The organism is Vibrio sp. E150_018, assembly GCF_053544035.1.
In genome coordinates, this window is record NZ_JBHGNY010000013.1 from 78,487 (window position 1) to 97,619 (window position 19,133).

Consider the following 19,133-nt stretch of genomic DNA (forward strand, 5'->3'; position numbering starts at 1 on the left):
TCACGTTTATCCTCTTGGTGCGTTAGTTGTTTGTCATGTAAAAAATGCCACACTGACAAGTAAAATACTATATGAGTTAGATAATATGCTTTACGTGAAACGATCTGATATCCGCTCACCATAGGAAATGAATCGGTTAGATGATAAATAAAGTAATAGTATTTTCCTTGTTGTATTTTTTACAACCTATTCCAGTGATAGGATAAATAGATCAAATGGTCATGTAGTTAAATATTATCTTTCCTGACATTGTGGAAAATGGCATTTAAATTACTATCACATATGTTTTTCAAGCTAAGTGTGAAAGTAAATAGATTATTACGGGTCTTGATAAAATGTGTGTACATATGAAAGGTATATGAAAAATTTAAAAAGTACGATAATTTGTTGGTTATTAAATATAAGATAAAATTATTAACTTAAGTTTATCGTTGTGCGGATAAAAATTTGTGCTAATTGCATTTTTCCAGTATTGAGATGTGCATTATTAAAAGTATTAATCTAGTGGGATATGATTATTTTATAAGGATTAATCACTTTTTAAGTCATAGTTTGTATGTGTTAGGTAAAGATAATGTTACGAGTAATTAATGATGTTTAGTTATAAGATTATATTTTTTAGTTTAAATAAAAGGATGAAAAATTTTATGCATAATTATAAGTTTATGTATTGTTTAGCAGTTTTCTTGGTTGGTTGTGGTAGCTCTGGTTCGGATATTGATGAAAAGTCGGCAGTGGTTTCTAATGTTAAAGTCAATCAATTTTTATCAGCAATTAATCAAGTTAATCATTGTGGTGCAACACAAGATGGTTGGACAAATAATAGTGAAGAAGTGTCTATTCAAGTTGATGACGTTATAAGTAGTGAAACGGTTTCTTATTATTGTAAAAATAATAAGGTAGCTTTAGATTCTAAAGGGAATTTTTCCCAATTAAATTCTAAGGAAACTTGCCTTGATAACTCATGCCGTACGGATGTGGATTACACTCGCTCAGTCTTCAGCATACATAACGAGCATATGTATATTTATAACGTAGAAGCTGAATCTGATTTTAGTAATTTGATTTTACCAATAGAAGATGATACTTATTTTTATAGTGTTAGTACGTCTCCCTTAACCGATGGGGTGAAAATACACCGCGAAAGTAATGAATTATACAGTACTATGTATTCTCAACTCTTGAATAGTGATGAGACCCAATATTATAAACTTTATGTAAGGGGATCTGATAACTTAATTTATAAAGTTGACTCTGATAGTTTTAATGATTCTATTCAAGCTTCGGTTAATATCAATATGAGTACGTGGTTAGTAATGGATTTTTTACTGGATAGTATTTTAGATGAAGGTGATTTATCTAATGATGCTCAGCAAGACTTATACTTAACTAGTGATTTTGATGTTTCAAATAATTTCGATGTAAATAACTTTAAATATTATTATAATAAGCTAAAAAGTACTTTTGCAACGAATGAACCTAAGTTATTGGCAATACCTTAATCAATGAAGAATAAAGTGGGGGTATTTAGAACTTTGTGTCAGTTAACTGACTGAAAACAGCAAGGTCTGACCTTTTGAGCTCATCAGATGCACACAAGCACTGGCGATCAATGCGCTCACAATTAGCAATGGTACGCCATATTGTTCAAGCCCGAACCCTAACAAAGCAATCGCAATGGCTGACAATAAAAAGCACGAGCGATACACCGCCACGGTAGCGTAGTCGATGCGATCGAGTCTTGCTTTAAAGTGAATGTCAGCCATAACTGATTTCTTATTAAATATTACTTAGTTAATTATAGATTTTGAATGTCGATCAGCGTGTCAGTATGTAATCTAAAGCACCCGTAATCGCGGCTACTTGAGCGCGGTTACATTCATCATCGGTGACTTTTGGGCTGTCTGGATACACTTCTGTGGTCGTACAATATTGGCAATCAGTGAAACCGGCACATAACCCTAAAGCGACAAGCGGGTAGTTAATTACACCCTCTTGGGCCACATCTGAACCGATGAGCTGATTATTCTCATCTGCCGGTGCAATGTGCGTCACTTTACGTACCGAATCAATGATGGCTTTTTGTAATTCATCATCTTGTTTTTCAGTATCACCTACGGTGTAGAAACCATCTGGAATCGTGCCTTTTACGTACTTAATACCATCACGTGCCGCCAATGCAGGGCGGAATTCAATCTCATCGGTATCGGTGGTTTCATGTAGATCGATATGCGCCAAAATTGAAACCCCAAGATCGGCGACCATTTTCATCACCGCGGCAGATTCTTGCGCTGGGCTGTTCGCCACAAAGTTACGGTTTGGATCTAGCGCATCTGGGTTCCAGCGGTTAATCGTTTCATAACCCCAAGGGCTGACGCATGGCGCAATCACAATATTAAACTTATCTTGATAACGCGCTGCTTCGGTTTGAGCAAACAATAACGCGCCATGCACGCCACTAGTCTCATAACCGTGTACCCCACCGGTGATTAAAATCGTTGGGTTGGCATCATTCCAAGTTTTCGATTTCAAAACAAACAGAGGGTAGCGAGATTCACCAACTGGGTTGTTGTCATATTGCAATTGACCGTATTGAGCCACTTCAAAATCACTGCTTAGAGCTTGTATCTTAGTTACAACTTCTTCTGAGTAAGAACGCTTGATCGTGGTTTGTTCAAGCCATTGACGTTTTTCTACGTCGCCCCACGGTTGGCCTGGAGTGCCAATTGGAAATGCATTGATTGCGTTCATGATATGTCCTTTGGTTAAATTTGCTTTAAATATCTAGCTAAAACTGCATCTTACTGAATTGAGGATATACACTAATCAAGTGACCTTCATTATTTATAGGCAAAATATGTTCAAGCCATGTTGGATGAACAACTTGAACATTACCATGAAAAATTACGAGATTGGCGTGTGACGTTTAGTGATTTGGTTTTAGATAACCAATCGTAAGTTATCAATAACAACGTGATAAATTGCAGGTATAAACACGTTTCTTGTCACATATTTTTTATTGAAGTGATCATATTATTGCGCTTGATTGATAAGTCGATCAACACTTTTAACTAACAACTCTTCTTATTAAAAAATTCACACCGGAGTGTTTCATGAATTTTGTTCGTCACCCTATTTCGATTTCTGTTCTGGTCGGGATGATCAGTATGGCCAACCCTGTTTTTGCCGATACCATCAAACTGCGCGTCGTGGAAACCACCGATATTCACGCTAATATCATGGACTACGATTACTACAAAGATAAGCCATCCAACCAAATTGGTTTAGTGCGCGCTGCTACTGTAGTGAAGCAAGCGCGTGGTGAAGTGACCAATAGCGTATTAATTGATAATGGTGACTTAATTCAAGGTAGTCCAATGGGCGATTATGTCGCGGCCAAAGGGCTAGAATCGGGTGATGTCCATCCTGCTTATAAGGCGATGAACCTACTTAATTATGATGTGGCGAACTTCGGTAACCATGAATTTAACTACGGTTTAGACTTCCTTGCCGAAGCGACCAATGACGCAAAATTCCCTTATGTGAATGCCAATATTGTCAATGCCAAATCCGGTAAAAACTATTTTAACCCTTACGTGATTAAGGACTATCAATTTAAAGATACCGATGGCAAATCGCATGACATCAAAGTGGGTTATATTGGTTTTGTTCCGCCACAAATCATGGTTTGGGATAAGAAAAATCTCACTGGCAAAGTTCAAGTTAATGATATTAAACAAACGGCTGAAGCCTTTATCCCTAAGATGAGAGCCGAAGGTGCTGACGTCATTGTCGCGATCCCGCACTCCGGCATCTCCACTGAAAAATACCAACAAGGCGCAGAAAACTCGGTTTACTACCTAACGCAAGTTGAAGGTATTGATGCGATTACTTTTGGTCACTCGCACGCGGTTTTCCCAAGCAAAGATTTCTCTAACGTAGAGGGGGCGGATATTGCTAAAGGCACCATTAATGGTATTCCATCTGTCATGCCCGGACGTTGGGGGAGTCACGTTGGTGTGATTGATTTAGAGTTAGAACAAAAAGACGGTAAATGGGCCGTTTCTGATGGAACCGCTGTTGCACGTCCTATTTATGATGCTAACAAGCAAAAATCGCTGGCAGCAGAAGATCCAGAAGTGAAGCATGCGATAGACAAAGATCACCAAGCGACTCGCGAGTTTGTTAATCAACCTATTGGTAAAGCCAACGATGTGATGTACAGTTTCTTATCATTAGTGCAAGACGATCCTACCGTTCAAATCGTTAATTTAGCACAGAAAGATTATGTAGAACGCTTTATTCAAGGCGATCCAAACTTAGATGGCTTACCAGTGCTTGCAGCGGCTGCACCGTTTAAAGCGGGCGGTCGTAAAAACGATCCTTCAAACTTTACCGAAGTGGAATCTGGTCAATTAACCTTCCGTAATGCGGCCGATTTATACCTCTATCCAAATACGCTAGTGGCCTTGAAAGTGTCGGGCGCAGAAGTGCAAGAGTGGTTGGAATGTTCAGCAGGGCAGTTTAATCAAATCGATCCAAACAGCGATAAGGTTCAGTCTTTAATCAACTGGGATGAATTCCGCACTTATAACTTTGATGTGATCGACGGTGTGAACTACCAAATCGACATCACCAAACCCGCTAGATACGATGCAAGCTGTAAGCTTATCAATAAGGATTCACACCGTATTGTGGGCTTAACCTACCAAGGCGAACCAATTAATCCGAAGCAAGCTTTCATTATTGCAACCAATAACTACCGCGCTTACAGCGGTACGTTCGCTGGTACTGGTTCTGATCACGTCGCGTTTGATTCACCAGATGAAAACCGTACTATTTTGGCAGACTATATCTCTCGCATTAGTAAGGAGAAAGGTGAAGTGACGCCAAGTGCGGATAACAACTGGTCATTTGCACCGATTAGCACTCAGGCTGATTTAAAAGTGCAGTTTGAAACCTCACCAAGCGATCTTGCAGAAAAGTTCATTACAGATAAAGCGCAATATCCAATGAAAAAAGTTGGCAAAGATGATGTTGGTTTTGCTGTGTATCAGATTGATCTGAAAAAGTAATAACCAAACTTAAATTGTAGAAATATAACAACGAAGCCCACCCAATATCGGTGGGCTTTTGCTTGCTCATCAATCTTTTTAGAGAATATATCTTGAAGTCTTATTGTTATGTTATAACATAACCATAAATTCAATCGGCCATCTGTGTCTCTTAGATTTAAGAGCCGATGAATTATAGATGGTTAATCGAAAGCATAAATAGATGAGCTTTGGAGTGGGTAAATGAGTCCGAAAAAAATTTCCGTGACGGTTTTGTCGGGGTTTCTTGGTGCGGGAAAAACAACAGTACTTAGCCATATCCTTAATAATCGCGAAGGTAAGCGAGTCGCGGTGATTGTGAATGATATGAGTGAAATTAATATTGATTCCGCAACAGTAAAAAATGAAGTGTCACTAAACCATAAAGAAGAAAAGCTGGTGGAAATGAGCAATGGCTGTATTTGCTGCACTTTACGAGAAGATCTACTTGTGGAGGTTTCACAATTGGCTAAAGAAGGTCGATTTGATAATTTAGTCATTGAATCAACGGGTATTTCTGAGCCACTTCCCGTTGCGGAAACCTTTACTTTTGCTGACGAAAATGGCGTATCGCTTTCGGATATTGCCACCTTAGATACGATGGTGACAGTGGTCGATGGCGTGAACTTCCTGCGTGACTATGACGCAGCACAATCTCTTCAAGAAACCGGACAACATTTAGCAGAGGAAGACCATCGCAGCGTTTCAGACTTGCTGATAGATCAAGTTGAGTTTGCGGATGTTATTTTGATCAGCAAAGCCGATCTTGCAAAGGTCGATGAGATTAAGCGTTTGGAGGCGATTCTTAAAACCTTAAATACTCACGCACGTATTATTGCTATCCAGAATGGGCAAGTGAATATTTCTGATGTACTGGATACCGAACTATTTAACTTTGAACGTGCCGAACAAGCACCTGGCTGGCTTAAAGAGTTGAGAGGTGAGCACATTCCTGAGACGGAAGAATATGGTATTAGCAGCTTTAGTTATCATGCCCGCCGTCCATTTCATCCTGAAAAATTTCATCAGCTTTTGCATCATCTTTCTCGTTTTGGAAAATTGATTCGTTCTAAAGGTTACTTCTGGCTAGCCTCTCGTCCTGATTTTGCTGGACAGTGGAACCAAGCAGGTGGTATTGCCGATTATGGTTTTGCCGGACTGTTTTGGAGTTCGATCCCTAAGGAACAATGGCCGACTGACCCTGAATCTTTAGCCTCCATTGAAGAAAATTGGATTGAGCCGTTTGGTGATAGGCGCCAAGAATTGGTGTTCATTGGCCAAGGGCTTGATAGGGCAGCATTGCTACAAGCGTTAGAGGACTGTTTGTTAACGCAAGAAGAAGTACTAGCAGGGAAAGAGTTTTGGCAAACCTTAGCAGACCCATTTGCTGCTTGGGAGACGGAAGAATGAGTTTAGATCTAGTAGAAAGATTCGTGCCTGTTGATTCAATATCCTCGTCATTAATCGATAATACACCGAGCATACTGACCGATATCTATCAGCCTGATTTGAATATTGCGATATGGCAACGCACGCTTCCAAAGCAGATGAGGCAAGATATAGAGCAAATGCTCCATGACGATAAACCTCTGGCATTGGTTCAAAGTTTGACGCCGGATAATACGGCAGATTGGATTTGCACTCGATTAGAAGAATATGCGTGCGCCCAAACCTTGAGTAAAGATATTGCCTTGATCGTCGATATGTTCTGCTGCTTGTTTGATTTAAAAGAAGTGGGGTTGAGACTGACTCGACTAGATAGCCCAATGTGCCCCAAATTTCATTTTGACCGAGTGCCTTGCCGACTGGTGACAACTTATGCCGGCCCTGCGACAGAATGGCTTGATAATAAAGGGATTGACCGTAGCAAGCTTGGTGCAGGAAGCCTTGGCCAGCCGGATCACCTTTCTGGTTTGTACTCGAAGGAAAGCTCAATTAAAAAAGTGCAAGCTGGTGATGTTGCCTTGCTAAAAGGTAGCGGCTGGGAAGGCAATGAAGATAACGGACTCATCCATCGTTCTCCTGCTGTAGAGCCAAATGAGCGACGCTTACTACTGACACTGGATTTTATCTAAAAAGAGAGCTTGATAAATTATGTCGGTAACATTGATAAAAAATGCGCGAGTGGTGAATGAAGGTACTATTATTGAAGCGGATATACGTATTGTAGATCAACGAATCACAAAGATAGCGAGTAATATCCCCGCTCAATCAGAGGATTCCATCATAGATGCCGAAGGTGGTTATTTATTGCCTGGGATGATTGATGATCAAGTGCATTTTCGTGAACCGGGACTCACGCATAAAGGTACGATTGCCAGTGAATCTCGCGCAGCGGTGGCTGGTGGGATCACCAGTTATATGGAAATGCCTAATGTTAGCCCTGCGACGACCACCATTGCTGCGTTAGAGCGTAAGTTTGATATTGCCAAAGAGCACTCAATGGCTAATTACTCTTTCTATCTTGGCGCAACGGAAGATAATCTACAGCAAATCAAGATGCTTAATCCGAAACGCCATTGCGGGGTAAAAGTGTTTATGGGGGCGTCGACGGGCGATCTACTGGTTGAAGACCCCCACGCATTAGAATGTATTTTTCGAGACTCACCTGTACTGATTGTCACACACTGTGAAAGTGGTGACGTGATTCAACAAAACCAACAATTACGCAGACAAAATAAAGCTGATTTTACGATAGAAGATCATCCTATATTACGAGATGAAAATGCTTGTTTTGCCTCTTCTTCCTATGCGGTATCACTGGCGAAAAAATACCAAAGTCAATTGCATGTATTACATATCACGACAGCCAAAGAGTTAGACTTATTTGATGCTGGGGATATTCAGAATAAATCGATTACCGCAGAGGTTTGTGCTCATCATCTTTGGTTCAGTAATCAAGATTACAGCTCGCTAGGTAACCAGATCAAATGCAATCCAGCGATTAAATATCCAAGCGATCGTGATGCGTTGTTAAAAGCATTAAATACCGGTCAAATTGATATTATCGCGACCGATCATGCTCCCCATACTTGGCAAGAAAAACAAGTGCCGTATGAACAAGCTCCAGCAGGGCTTCCTTTAGTTCAACATGCATTACTGACACTTTTTGATCAGGTTAAACAAGGCTATATGACGTTGCCTCAGGTGGTTGAAAAAACGGCGCATAATCCCGCGATTCGTTATGGTATTCAAGAACGTGGTTTTATTCGTGAAGGTTACTATGCCGATCTTGTTTTGGTCGATCCTAAAAGCAAAACCCAAGTGACCCATGAAAACAGCTTATATCATTGTGGTTGGTCGCCGTTTTCTGGTCACACTTTCTCTTCACAAATAAAGAAAACGTGGGTAAATGGTGAACTGGTTTATGCCAACCAAGAGATTTGCAATATCTCTAAGAGAGCAATGCGTTTGTCGTTTAATCGTTAATGTATATTCTCTACTCATCACACCTATTTCAGATAATAAATAAGGAAGTAATTATGCTAAGAAGAAACCCGACAGGTCACATGCCACAAGTATCGGCAACGGCATTCATTGACCCTACGGCGATTATTTGTGGAAAAGTGATTGTTGAAGATAACGTATTTATCGGCCCTTATGCAGTAATCCGAGCCGATGAAGTGAATGAAGAAGGGGATATGGAAGCCATTGTCATCAAACGTGATACAAACATTCAAGACGGTGTCGTCATTCATTCTAAAGCCGGAGCTGCGGTGACTATTGGAGAACGTTCATCAATTGCCCATCGCTCTATTATTCATGGACCATGTGAGGTTTGTGATGATGTATTTATTGGTTTTAACTCAGTGGTTTTTAACAGTGTGATTGGTACAGGGTGTGTTATTCGTCATAACTGCGTCGTGGATGGACTTGATTTGCCAGACAATTTCCATGTCCCACCCATGACCAATATCGGTGCGGAGTTTGATTTAGAAAGCATTTCAAAAGTGCCGCCAGAATATTCAGCATTTTCAGAATCGGTGGTCTCGGCTAACCATGAACTTGTGCAAGGGTATCGGAGAATCGCCAATGAACTTTAATAAATCTCTCATTTCAGGAGTGCCAACAAATATCATTACGGGTTTTTTGGGTGTGGGTAAAACCTCGGTTATTAAGCATTTATTAGCGAATAAGCCAAGCCATGAACGTTGGGCGGTATTAGTTAACGAATTTGGTGAGATCGGTATTGATGGGAGTTTGTTACAAGGTACAAGCCGTTCAGAACGACAAGTGTATATTCGTGAAGTGCCGGGTGGCTGTATGTGTTGCGTTGCAGGTTTACCTATGCAAATTGCCCTGAACCAATTGCTATCAGAATCTAAGCCGGATCGTTTGTTAATCGAGCCGACCGGGCTTGGGCATCCCAAAGAGGTGCTTCAAGTGCTCTCAACCGATTACTATCGTCAAATACTCTCTTTGCAAAAGAATATTACTTTGGTTGATGCGCGTAAATTGTCAGATCTTAGGTACACGGACAATGAAACCTTTAATCAGCAAATTGCTATCGCAGATACTGTGGTGGGAAATAAAAGTGACCTTTATCAAGACGGTGATGAGCAAAAACTCACCACTTATGTTGAAACATTAGGCCTCCCAGCAACCAAAGTGATCTTCGCCAAACATGGAAATATACCTTTCGCTGAGTTTGATGGTAAGACCGATTATCAGGAGCACAAACGGGCTCATATTTTTCAACAAAAGCGTGAACAAAAAACACTGCAACCCGAACCAGCAATACCGGAAAATGGTATTTTGAAGGCAACCAATAAAGGCGAAGGTTTTCACAGTGTGGGATGGCGGATATCACCAGATAAAGTGTTTAATCGTCAAAAACTGTTAGTACTTTTGAGTACACTTAAGGTGGAACGTATGAAAGCTATTTTTATCACGGAAAGTGGTATCTTTGGCTACAACCTAACGTCAGATGGATTGACTGAATTTGAGCTCGATGAACGTTCAGAAAGTCGGCTTGAATTGATTTCCAATGATATAGACGAAGCCTTTGAAGATCAGTTATTCACTTGCTTTGAATAATATCTGTTCCCCTCAAGATTACTTTTTAGTAGAGGGGAACCTATTTATCTCAGTAAGCTATCTGTAAATTTGATTAAAGAGAGACCAAACGCTTTTGAGCTAACGCCATGGCAATATTGGCCTTATTATAAGCACTTTCATTAATAAAGTGTGGGTACACATCTTCTTTTCCTTGCCAATGAATATCATAGCCAGCAAAGGTCGCTAACAGTGGCTCTCCTGGTTTAACGGCGGCAAAGTCTCTACCGCATAATGTTGGGTGAACCAAAGCTTGTCGCATACCATTATTATCTAGAGGGATGTCTACCTCTTCTGTATAGAAATATGCATGGTAATCCTTTAATGATTCAACTTGGTTAAGATTTTGTTTTTCAACATAATCTAATACTGCCGTTAACATGTGTTTCATTAACTCTAAAGTGTCATATTTGAGTGCGCCATGAGCCTGTGCTCCGACTTCAATCATGATCCCAGACTCTCCTGCAGAGCAAAGATATGCTTGCTCATCCCAAGGTTTTCTATCTTCGAAAAGAATATTTGCTTGTGGCATTCGTTGTTTAACATAAGCGCCCATTTTTTGATAAAAAGGGTCATTCGAAAGCAAGATTAGAGTCGCCCCCATATTGCTGGTGGTATTGTGAAGATCAACAATAAGTTGATTAGGCTTACCAGCATGTTTATCACGAAATTGAGTCGCGACCGTGCATTCATGCAAGTCTGTACTAGCAGCGGTATGGGAAGCAGAAAATTGACGATTTAAATCGGTGTCAATATAGCGGACATTTTGTGTTATCGCTTCTTGATTCGCGATAATACAAGGTGCCGAAAAAGTCGTTCTATCAGCAGGGTAAAGCCCATCTTTAATCAGTTTATGCAGATAAATACCGGAAAGTTCGTTTCCATGAGTCCCTGCTACGATCAATACAGAATTGATTTTGTTCATTATTACATTCTCCAAAGAGAGAGTGAATTCGCTCGTAAATAGTAAATGGATGCCATTGATATGTTATAACATAACTTTCTTGATTTGTGATAAACCGATGGTTCATATTAAAATGTTGACAATAGTACTCACTGGTAAGAATCTGCTTTTATCTACTCACAGAAGAAACAACCCACCCCTTTACCGACTTTTACTTTTCTTTACACCCCTTGCTCTATGCTGATTGCGAAAGAATCGGTATAACTTAGTTATGTATTCTTTATATTCCTTTTGCTGATGAAAATTAAAACACGCTGGATTCTTATTGTTGCTATTCCTTTGATTGGAGCGGCAGGTTGGTTCTATTTCGGTAAGTCTGAGCCTGCGCCAATGTATGCCACTGAAAAAGTACAACGCGGTGATATTGAAAATACCGTGTTAGCCAATGGCATGTTGCAAGCGGCTAAATTGGTCAATGTCGGTGCGCAGGTTTCGGGGCAAATTCAAAATTTGGCGGTGTCACTAGGTGATGAAATTAAAGAGGGAGATTTGATTGCTCAGATTGATAGCCTGACTCAACAAAATAGCCTTAAAGAAGCACAAGCCTCTTTAGATAGTCTGAATGCGCAATATCGAGCGAAACAAGCGCAAATCAAACAAGCGCAATATGAGTATAAACGTCAGAAGGGTATGTTAGCCGCAGAGGCCAGTTCTCGTGCTGATTACGAAAGTGCAGAAGCGACACTGGCAATCTACCAAGCCGATTTAGCCCAATTAACCGCTGAAATCGAGAAAGCCAAAATTAATGTCGATAGCGCAGAAGTGGATCTAGGTTACACCACTATTAGTGCGCCGATGAATGGCACAGTTGTGTATACCTCGGTTGAAACTGGTCAGACAGTTAACGCCAATCAAACCACGCCTACCATTATTGAGCTTGCTCAGCTTGATACCATGACGATTAAAGCGCAAATTTCCGAAGCGGATGTAATTCATGTTCAACCGGGTCAAACCGCGTATTTCAGCATTTTGGGGCAGCCGAATAAAAAATACCAAAGCACATTACGCGCGATTGAACCGGGACCGACCATTATGACTGGTGATGATAGCCAATTAGCGGTGACGGATTCTGATGCCATTTATTACAACGCGCTATTTGATGTGAAAAACCCGAAAGGGGTGTTACGTATTGGGATGACAGCGCAGGTGTCGATCATTCTTAATGAATCTAAAGATGCGTTATTAGTTCCCGCTCAAGTGCTGAAAAAAGCGCAAGGCAAAGATGAGTTTATGGTGCCCGTTTTAGAGAATAATGAAGTGGTTCGTAAGCCTGTCACGGTCGGTATTAACAATAAAGTAAACGCAGAAATATTATCTGGCCTTGAAGAAGGTGATGAAGTGATTGTCGGTATGCCATCTGCTACGACTGGCACCAAAGGTCGTAAACCACCGATGAGATTTTAACCATGACTCAACCATTATTAAAAATTGAAAACTTGTCGCGCAGTTTTGTAAGTGGTGAGGAGTCATTAACGGTACTCAAACAAGTTAACCTTGAGATCCAACAAGGTGAGATGGTGGCCATTGTCGGTGCGTCGGGTTCTGGTAAATCGACGTTAATGAATATTCTAGGTTGCTTAGATCAGCCAACAGAAGGTCAATATTGGATCAATGGTCAAGACACGTCGACCATGGATTCGGATCAGCTTGCCGAGCTTCGACGTGAATATTTTGGCTTTATTTTTCAGCGTTATCATTTGCTAAGTGATTTAACAGCCACCGGTAATGTTGAAGTGCCAGCCGTTTATGCAGGGGTGCCTCATGTACAACGTAGTGAACGTGCAGAACAGTTGTTAACGCGCTTAGGGCTCGGTGAACGTTTAACTCACAAGCCAAGCCAATTAAGTGGTGGTCAACAGCAGCGCGTGAGTGTGGCGCGTGCTTTGATGAATGGTGGTGATGTGATTTTGGCTGATGAACCTACGGGGGCATTGGATAGTCAAAGCGGTAAAGACATGATGGCGCTGCTAAAAGAGCTGCATCAAATGGGGCATACCATTATTTTGGTGACCCACGATATGGATGTGGCCCATTTTGCTGATCGCATTATCGAAATTAAAGACGGAGAGATCATCGCTGATACAGTCAATGTCAGCCAAGATCTGAATGCTCAAGAATCGGAACCTCAAAAGAAAGCAACTCAAGATACCAGCCGTCCGAGTTTAAATATGCGAGGAAATTTGGCGTCACATTGGTGGCATTGGGATAGCTTAATTGATGCTCTCAAAATGGCATTATTGGCGATGACTAGCCATAAAATGCGTACCTTTTTAACTATGTTGGGCATTATTATTGGTATTGCATCGGTTGTCTCGGTTGTTGCCCTTGGTAATGGTACGCAAAAACAAATCCTATCGAATATTGCTTCAATGGGTACTAATACCATAGATATCCGACCGGGAACGGGTTTTGGTGACCGTCGCTCTGGCCGGGTCAGAACACTAACCGGTAGTGATGCTGAAACTTTGGCGCATTTATCTTATGTCGATAGCGTGACGCCTTCACTCAGTAAAAACCTCACTATTCGTTATGACAATGAAGCGGTCACCGCCACTGTTGAAGGGGTTGGCCCGGATTTCTTCCGTGTTAAAGGCTATGATCTTGCTCAAGGTCAGTTTTGGGGCAATGACAGTATTGATGCGTTAGCACAAGAAGCCGTGATTGATGAGAATACCCGTAAAGAGTTGTTCCCCAATACCAATGCCGTTGGTAAAGTGATTTTTTTAGGCCGTTTACCGGTTAGAATTGTTGGTGTTATTGAAGCGAAAGAAAGTGCCTTCGGTAATAGTGATAGTTTAAACGTATGGGTGCCTTATACCACGATGTCGGGTCGTATGATGGGGCAACGTTACCTGAATAGCATTACGGTGCGAATTGATGAAGATGCCCCAAGCACTGCGGCGGAACAAGGTATTATTGATCTGCTAAAAATGCGCCATGGTACGGAAGATTTCTTCACAATTAATACTGATACTATTCGCCAGAATATTGAGAAAACCACCGCGACAATGACGCTACTGATTTCTGCTATTGCGGTCATTTCGTTAGTGGTTGGTGGCATTGGCGTAATGAACATTATGTTAGTGTCGGTAACCGAACGAACCAAAGAAATTGGCGTACGTATGGCGGTAGGTGCAAGGCAAATTGATATCTTGCGTCAGTTCTTAATTGAAGCGGTTTTAGTGTGTTTATGCGGTGGTATTGCCGGGATCGGATTAGCGTTTGGCTTTGGTAGCTTGTTAAGCTCTTTCGGCGGTGGCTTCCAAATGATTTATTCTGTCACTTCCATTGTTTCAGCCTTTGTGTGTTCTACTTTAATTGGTATTGTGTTTGGCTTTTTACCGGCCAGAAATGCTGCCAAGCTTGACCCTGTCGATGCGTTATCTCGAGATTAATGATGATGAATAGAAAAATAATTAGCCTAGTGTTAAGCGCGATCGTCTTGAGTGGTTGCGGAACACTAACTCGAACCGACTACCAAGCGCCGCCAGTACAGGTGCCGGAAGCGTGGCAACAAAAGCACCTAGCACAAGATGTGAAAGTTGATCCGTGGTGGTACGCGTTTAATGATCCCATCCTCAATCAGTTTATTGATAAAGTGCTGATCACCAATAACGATTTAACGCTTGCAACCTTCACGGTGAAAAAAGCTCGCTTACAAATGGGCTTAGCTGATGATGATTTGTATCCACAGTTAAGCTCAACCACTTCTGCTGGAGTTTCAAAACCGTTAGATGGTGGCGATTCAACCGACAATTACAGCACCAATTTATCGGTCAGTTATGAATTAGATTTGTGGGGCAAGATTTCTGCCGATACCGACCAAGCTAAATGGGCGGCAATGGCAAGCCTTGAAGATCGCGAAAGTACCGCGCAAAGTTTGGTGGCAACAACCGCATCACTCTATTGGCAAATTGGCTATTTAAAGCAGCGTATTGCATTAAGTGAGACCGATGTGGCCGATGCGCAAAAAACCTTAGATTTGATCACTCGTCAATATCAATTAGGCGCAGTGACTAAACTTGATGTATTAGAAGCTAAGCGTAGTCTCGCCAGTTTGCAAGCGCAGCAAAGTCAGTTTAATCAACAACTAGTAGAGGCGAACAATGCCTTTGCTATTTTGTTTAATCAACCGCCACTTGATATGACAAAAGCTGTTAAGCAATTACCCGATATTACTTTGCCAGAAGTCTCATCAGGTGTGCCAGCGGATTTGTTGATCAGAAGACCGGATGTTAAGGCCGCAATTTATGAGGTTAAATCTAGTCTCGCCAATAAAGACTCTGCTGATTTGGAATATCTACCAACCTTAACGTTAACCGGGGCTTTAGGTGGTTCCTCGCGAGAATTAAAAGAATTGCTATCTAACCCGATTGGTAGTTTAGGTGCCGATTTAACCCTGCCATTTTTGCAATGGAATGATAGGCAAAATAACCAAGATATTGCCGATGTGGATTATCAATCATCAATAGTCAGTTACCGCCAAGTGTTATATTCGGCATTTCAGGATGTAGAAAATGCGCTATCCGCTCGTGAGCAGTTAAGTTATCAACAAGATCGCTTGCAAGAACAATACGATGCCGCAGAGCAAGCTGAAAAGATCTATATTTCACGCTACAAATATGGCTCAATCACCATCATGGATTTACTCGATTCTCAAGAAAACACCCGAGATGCTAAAGCGTCGTTATTAGAGAATCGTTATAATCAATTTGTCGCTCAAGCCGCCTTGTACCAAGCACTTGGTGGGCAAGATGTCGCACCCAATATGGATGCCTATCAAGATGATGATTCAAATATTTAAAAGCAGTTTAGAGAGGGAAGCATGAAATTAGGTTTTATTGGCTATGGAAAAAGTACTAATCGTTACCATATGCCATTTGTTGAGGCTTCTGGTCAATTTGATATTGTGGGTTTTTATACACGAGGCTCTAAATCATTTGAGATGCCATACCAAGCCAAAGCTGAGCCGCAACGATTTGATGATATTGAACAATTATTAAAAAGTGATGTAGAAGCGATCAGTGTGACAACACCGCCAAGTACTCATTATCAATTTGCGAAACAATGCATTTTGGCTGGTAAGCATGTGATTGTTGAAAAGCCATTTTGCAATACGCTAGCGGAAGCCAAAGAGCTTTATCAATTAGCAGAACAACATAAAGTTAAAATTACGCCGTATCAAAATCGCCGTTATGACAGTGATTTCTTGACGATTAAGCAGATCTTACAACGTCAAGATCTTGGAAAGGTGATGGAGATAGAATCGAACCATACTCATTACCGACCAGATGGCGCTGATAACCGAGGTGATAAGTACGCGGGTAGTGTATATAGCCACGCAGTGCATTTTATCGATCAAATTGTCAGCCTTTATGGTGAGCCAGACAGCATTATCTATGATGTGTGCAACCAGAAGAATTTCTACATTGGTGAAGGCTTGAGTTATTCGGATACGGTGCCAGAAGACTACTATGATATTAAGCTGATTTACGGCAATTTACGCATTCGTGTACGTCATTCTCAGTTAATCGTTAAGCATCCACCGCGCTGGATTATTAATGGTACAGAAGCGACTGTTGAGAAGTATGACATTGACCAGCAAGAGCGTGATTTAAAACAAGGGATCTTCTTAGACTCGCCCACTTTTGGTCATGATACGCCGGAAGGCTTATGCAAAATCTATTTTAAAGACCGAGTCGAAGAAGTACCTGCAGACTACCAACACTACACCCAGTTCTATAATGACTTTAAAGATTGGGTTGAAGGAAAACGACCAAATCCACCGGTTGAAAAAAATGAAGCGCTGGTGGTTATGCATGTTTTAGAAACGATTGCCAATAAATCAGAATATGTGCCTTTAAACCTGCAAGATTAAGTTATATATCCTTATTGTTTTAGATATACCTCACTAACACAAAACCGCCAATAGATTATTGATTGGCGGTTTTTTGTTGCTTTGGTAGTGGTTGCTTAGGTATATGACTAGGCAAATTTTTACGTAGTAGTACGCAAAAAGTTGCCTGGCTTTCTTTTTTGTTAAAATTTAACTCATTGATTTTTCTTGCTATATAAAGTGGCATGCTAATTGCTGATACCGTTGATGTTACTCGAGGGAAATATTTGACCTCATTAATTAACTACAACGTAAAAGGATATTAGTAATGCCAACTCCATGTTATTTATCAATCAAAGGCGCGACTCAAGGCAACATCACTGCTGGCGCATGTACTGCTGATTCTATTGGTGATTCTTACGTAGAAGGCCATGAAGATGAGATGCTGGTTCAACATGTTGACCACACTGTCACGATTCCAACCGATCCACAATCTGGTCAGCCATCAGGGCAACGAGTTCACAAACCATTTAAATTCACGGTTGCTTTAAACAAAGCGGTTCCGCTGATGTACAACTCACTTACTTCTGGTGAAAAACTCGATGAAGTCGAATTGAAATGGTATCGCACATCTATCGAAGGTAAACAAGAGAACTTCTTTAGCACTAAATTAGAAGGTGCAACCATCATTGATATCAACTGTGAAATGCCACATTGCCAAGATCCAGCAATGAAAGATTTCACGCAAAACATCACGGTATCGATGTCTTACCGCAAAATCACTTGGGACCACAACAATGCAGGTACTTCAGGTGGTGATGATTGGCGTAAGCCTATCGAAGCGTAATTGCTTAGATAACCAAACATTTAGCTTGGCAGTTCTCTGCCAAGCTTTTTCTGTTTATTTTTCGCCTCAATATTTACCTGTTTGCTTTGGGTGTGACTCGATAGTTCGCGAACAAAGCAAACCGGTAAAGCGTTAAACATTAAAAGGATAGGGCATGGCTACGCTACAATTTAGTATTCGCGTCGATGGCGTCAGTGACGAATCGTTAGTGGTGAGAAGCTATCAAGGACAAGATAACTTTTCTTCGGTTCAGCAAGCTGATGGCACTTGGTGTCATGGTTTTCTTTATCAAATTGAGCTTGCCAGCCGTCGCCCAGATTTAACCGCTTTAGACATGGTAGATAAAGGTGCTGAGCTTGTCATGCATCGCGATGGCGAAATAGTGCAACGCATCAACGGCATTGTGCGTAACTTCACCCAAGGCGAAACAGGCCATCACCACACCTTTTGCTCTTTAACTCTAGTGCCTGAGATTGAACGTTTATCCTTGCGCCATAACAGCCGTATTTTCCAATCGATTTCTGCGCCGGATATCATCGCCACCTTATTTAAAGAAATGGACATTCAAGATTTTGCCTTTGCGCTAACTCGCACGCCAAAGCAACGAGAGTTCTGCATGCAATATCGAGAAACTGACCTTGAGTTCATTAACCGTCTTGCCGCCGAAGAAGGCATGGTTTATCACATTGAACATTCAAAAGGAAAACACAGTGTACTGTTCACCGATGATTCTCAAGTCATTAGCTCGTTAGGTGCTCCGGTTCCTTATAACGTGATGGCAAGCGGTATCAGCTCAACGCCGTATATAAAAGAGTTCAGCAAGACCACTCAGTTTGGAGTCAGTGAAGCACACAGCGGTGATAGTAGCTTTAAAAAGCCGCAGTACATTTTTAGCCAACAAGCCGTTGCTAGCGATATAGACTACCAGCGTGATACCTATGAGCACTTTGATGCACCGGGACGCTTTAAAGATGACGCTACCGGTAAAGAATTCAACCAACTACGCCTAGATAGTTTGCGTCGCTATGCTCACACAGCCAAAGGTAAAAGCAATGAACCGCAACTACAAACGGGCGCTAAGTTTGAATTAAGTGAACACTCTGATGACAGCTTTAATAAAAAATGGTTAGTTATTGCGAGTACTCATCAAGGCGACCAACCGCAAGCACTTGAAGAATCCGCAGGCGGCAAACCGACCACTTACGCTAATCAATTTAAAGCAATACCTGCGGAGAAAACGTGGCGTATGCCTCAGATGACTCGACCGAGGATTAAAGGCCCAATGACCGCTTACGTTGTCGGGCCTGAAGGCGAAGAAATCTTCTGTGATGAATATGG

At 41.3% G+C, this 19,133-nt stretch carries 16 protein-coding genes; 13 read left to right on the plus strand and 3 right to left on the minus strand.

The window, feature by feature from the left end:
• Window positions 1-647: 647 nt before the first annotated feature.
• Complete coding sequence (locus ACE3G9_RS12880) at window positions 648-1,502, plus strand: hypothetical protein (RefSeq protein ID WP_449219333.1); 855 nt, start codon at window positions 648-650, stop codon at window positions 1,500-1,502.
• A gap of 42 nt (window positions 1,503-1,544) precedes the next feature.
• On the opposite strand, the gene ACE3G9_RS12885 is transcribed toward ACE3G9_RS12880, so the two are convergent.
• Together ACE3G9_RS12885 and ACE3G9_RS12890 are read right to left on the minus strand one after the other, a co-directional pair.
• Complete coding sequence (locus tag ACE3G9_RS12885; protein ID WP_449219334.1) at window positions 1,545-1,766, minus strand: hypothetical protein; 222 nt, start codon at window positions 1,764-1,766, stop codon at window positions 1,545-1,547.
• A 52-nt stretch (window positions 1,767-1,818) separates the two neighbouring features.
• Window positions 1,819-2,751, minus strand: coding sequence for a M14 family metallopeptidase (locus ACE3G9_RS12890; protein ID WP_449219335.1), 933 nt, complete (start codon window positions 2,749-2,751; stop codon window positions 1,819-1,821).
• A gap of 362 nt (window positions 2,752-3,113) precedes the next feature.
• On the opposite strand from ACE3G9_RS12890, the gene cpdB reads away from it, so the two are divergent.
• The 6 genes from cpdB to ACE3G9_RS12920 all read left to right on the plus strand — a co-directional run bounded on the left by cpdB (window position 3,114) and on the right by ACE3G9_RS12920 (window position 10,130).
• On the plus strand, window positions 3,114-5,075 hold the full coding sequence (cpdB, locus tag ACE3G9_RS12895) for a 2',3'-cyclic-nucleotide 2'-phosphodiesterase (protein ID WP_449219336.1): 1,962 nt from the start codon (window positions 3,114-3,116) through the stop codon (window positions 5,073-5,075).
• Window positions 5,076-5,297: 222 nt separating this feature from the next.
• The gene (zigA, locus tag ACE3G9_RS12900; RefSeq protein ID WP_449219337.1) at window positions 5,298-6,503 is read left to right on the plus strand and encodes a zinc metallochaperone GTPase ZigA; all 1,206 of its coding nucleotides are present in this window, start codon (window positions 5,298-5,300) and stop codon (window positions 6,501-6,503) included.
• Window positions 6,500-7,168 (plus strand): DUF1826 domain-containing protein, encoded by a 669-nt coding sequence (locus ACE3G9_RS12905; protein WP_449219338.1) that lies wholly within the window; start codon window positions 6,500-6,502, stop codon window positions 7,166-7,168. Before zigA ends, ACE3G9_RS12905 begins: the two co-directional genes overlap by 4 nt.
• Before the next feature lie 19 nt (window positions 7,169-7,187).
• The gene (locus ACE3G9_RS12910) at window positions 7,188-8,522 is read left to right on the plus strand and encodes a dihydroorotase (RefSeq protein WP_449219339.1); all 1,335 of its coding nucleotides are present in this window, start codon (window positions 7,188-7,190) and stop codon (window positions 8,520-8,522) included.
• A 53-nt stretch (window positions 8,523-8,575) separates the two neighbouring features.
• The gene (locus tag ACE3G9_RS12915; protein ID WP_417879834.1) at window positions 8,576-9,136 is read left to right on the plus strand and encodes a carbonate dehydratase; all 561 of its coding nucleotides are present in this window, start codon (window positions 8,576-8,578) and stop codon (window positions 9,134-9,136) included.
• Window positions 9,126-10,130, plus strand: a complete 1,005-nt coding sequence (locus ACE3G9_RS12920) for a CobW family GTP-binding protein (protein ID WP_449219340.1) — start codon at window positions 9,126-9,128, stop codon at window positions 10,128-10,130. The genes ACE3G9_RS12915 and ACE3G9_RS12920 overlap by 11 nt, the downstream gene beginning before the upstream one ends.
• 73 nt (window positions 10,131-10,203) lie before the next feature.
• Here the strand turns inward: ACE3G9_RS12920 and ACE3G9_RS12925 are convergent, their stop codons facing one another.
• Complete coding sequence (locus ACE3G9_RS12925) at window positions 10,204-11,073, minus strand: aspartoacylase (RefSeq protein WP_449219341.1); 870 nt, start codon at window positions 11,071-11,073, stop codon at window positions 10,204-10,206.
• A 276-nt stretch (window positions 11,074-11,349) separates the two neighbouring features.
• Here ACE3G9_RS12925 and ACE3G9_RS12930 point away from each other — a divergent pair, with 276 nt between their 5' ends.
• The 6 genes from ACE3G9_RS12930 to tssI all read left to right on the plus strand — a co-directional run.
• Entirely contained in the window at window positions 11,350-12,516 is a 1,167-nt protein-coding gene (locus tag ACE3G9_RS12930) for an efflux RND transporter periplasmic adaptor subunit (RefSeq protein WP_449219342.1), read from the plus strand.
• A gap of 2 nt (window positions 12,517-12,518) precedes the next feature.
• Window positions 12,519-14,507 carry a MacB family efflux pump subunit gene (locus tag ACE3G9_RS12935; protein ID WP_449219343.1) on the plus strand — a complete coding sequence of 663 codons (1,989 nt, stop codon included), beginning with the start codon at window positions 12,519-12,521 and terminating at the stop codon, window positions 14,505-14,507.
• Window positions 14,507-15,916, plus strand: a complete 1,410-nt coding sequence (locus tag ACE3G9_RS12940; protein ID WP_449219344.1) for an efflux transporter outer membrane subunit — start codon at window positions 14,507-14,509, stop codon at window positions 15,914-15,916. The genes ACE3G9_RS12935 and ACE3G9_RS12940 overlap by 1 nt, the downstream gene beginning before the upstream one ends.
• Before the next feature lie 21 nt (window positions 15,917-15,937).
• Window positions 15,938-16,990: a Gfo/Idh/MocA family oxidoreductase gene (locus tag ACE3G9_RS12945; RefSeq protein ID WP_449219345.1), complete on the plus strand. Its 1,053-nt coding sequence runs from the start codon at window positions 15,938-15,940 to the stop codon at window positions 16,988-16,990.
• Between the two features lie 286 nt (window positions 16,991-17,276).
• Window positions 17,277-17,795, plus strand: a complete 519-nt coding sequence (locus ACE3G9_RS12950; RefSeq protein WP_449219346.1) for an Hcp family type VI secretion system effector — start codon at window positions 17,277-17,279, stop codon at window positions 17,793-17,795.
• A 154-nt stretch (window positions 17,796-17,949) separates the two neighbouring features.
• The coding region (gene tssI, locus ACE3G9_RS12955; protein WP_449219347.1) for a type VI secretion system tip protein TssI/VgrG at window positions 17,950-19,133 on the plus strand (1,184 nt) is incomplete at its 3' end.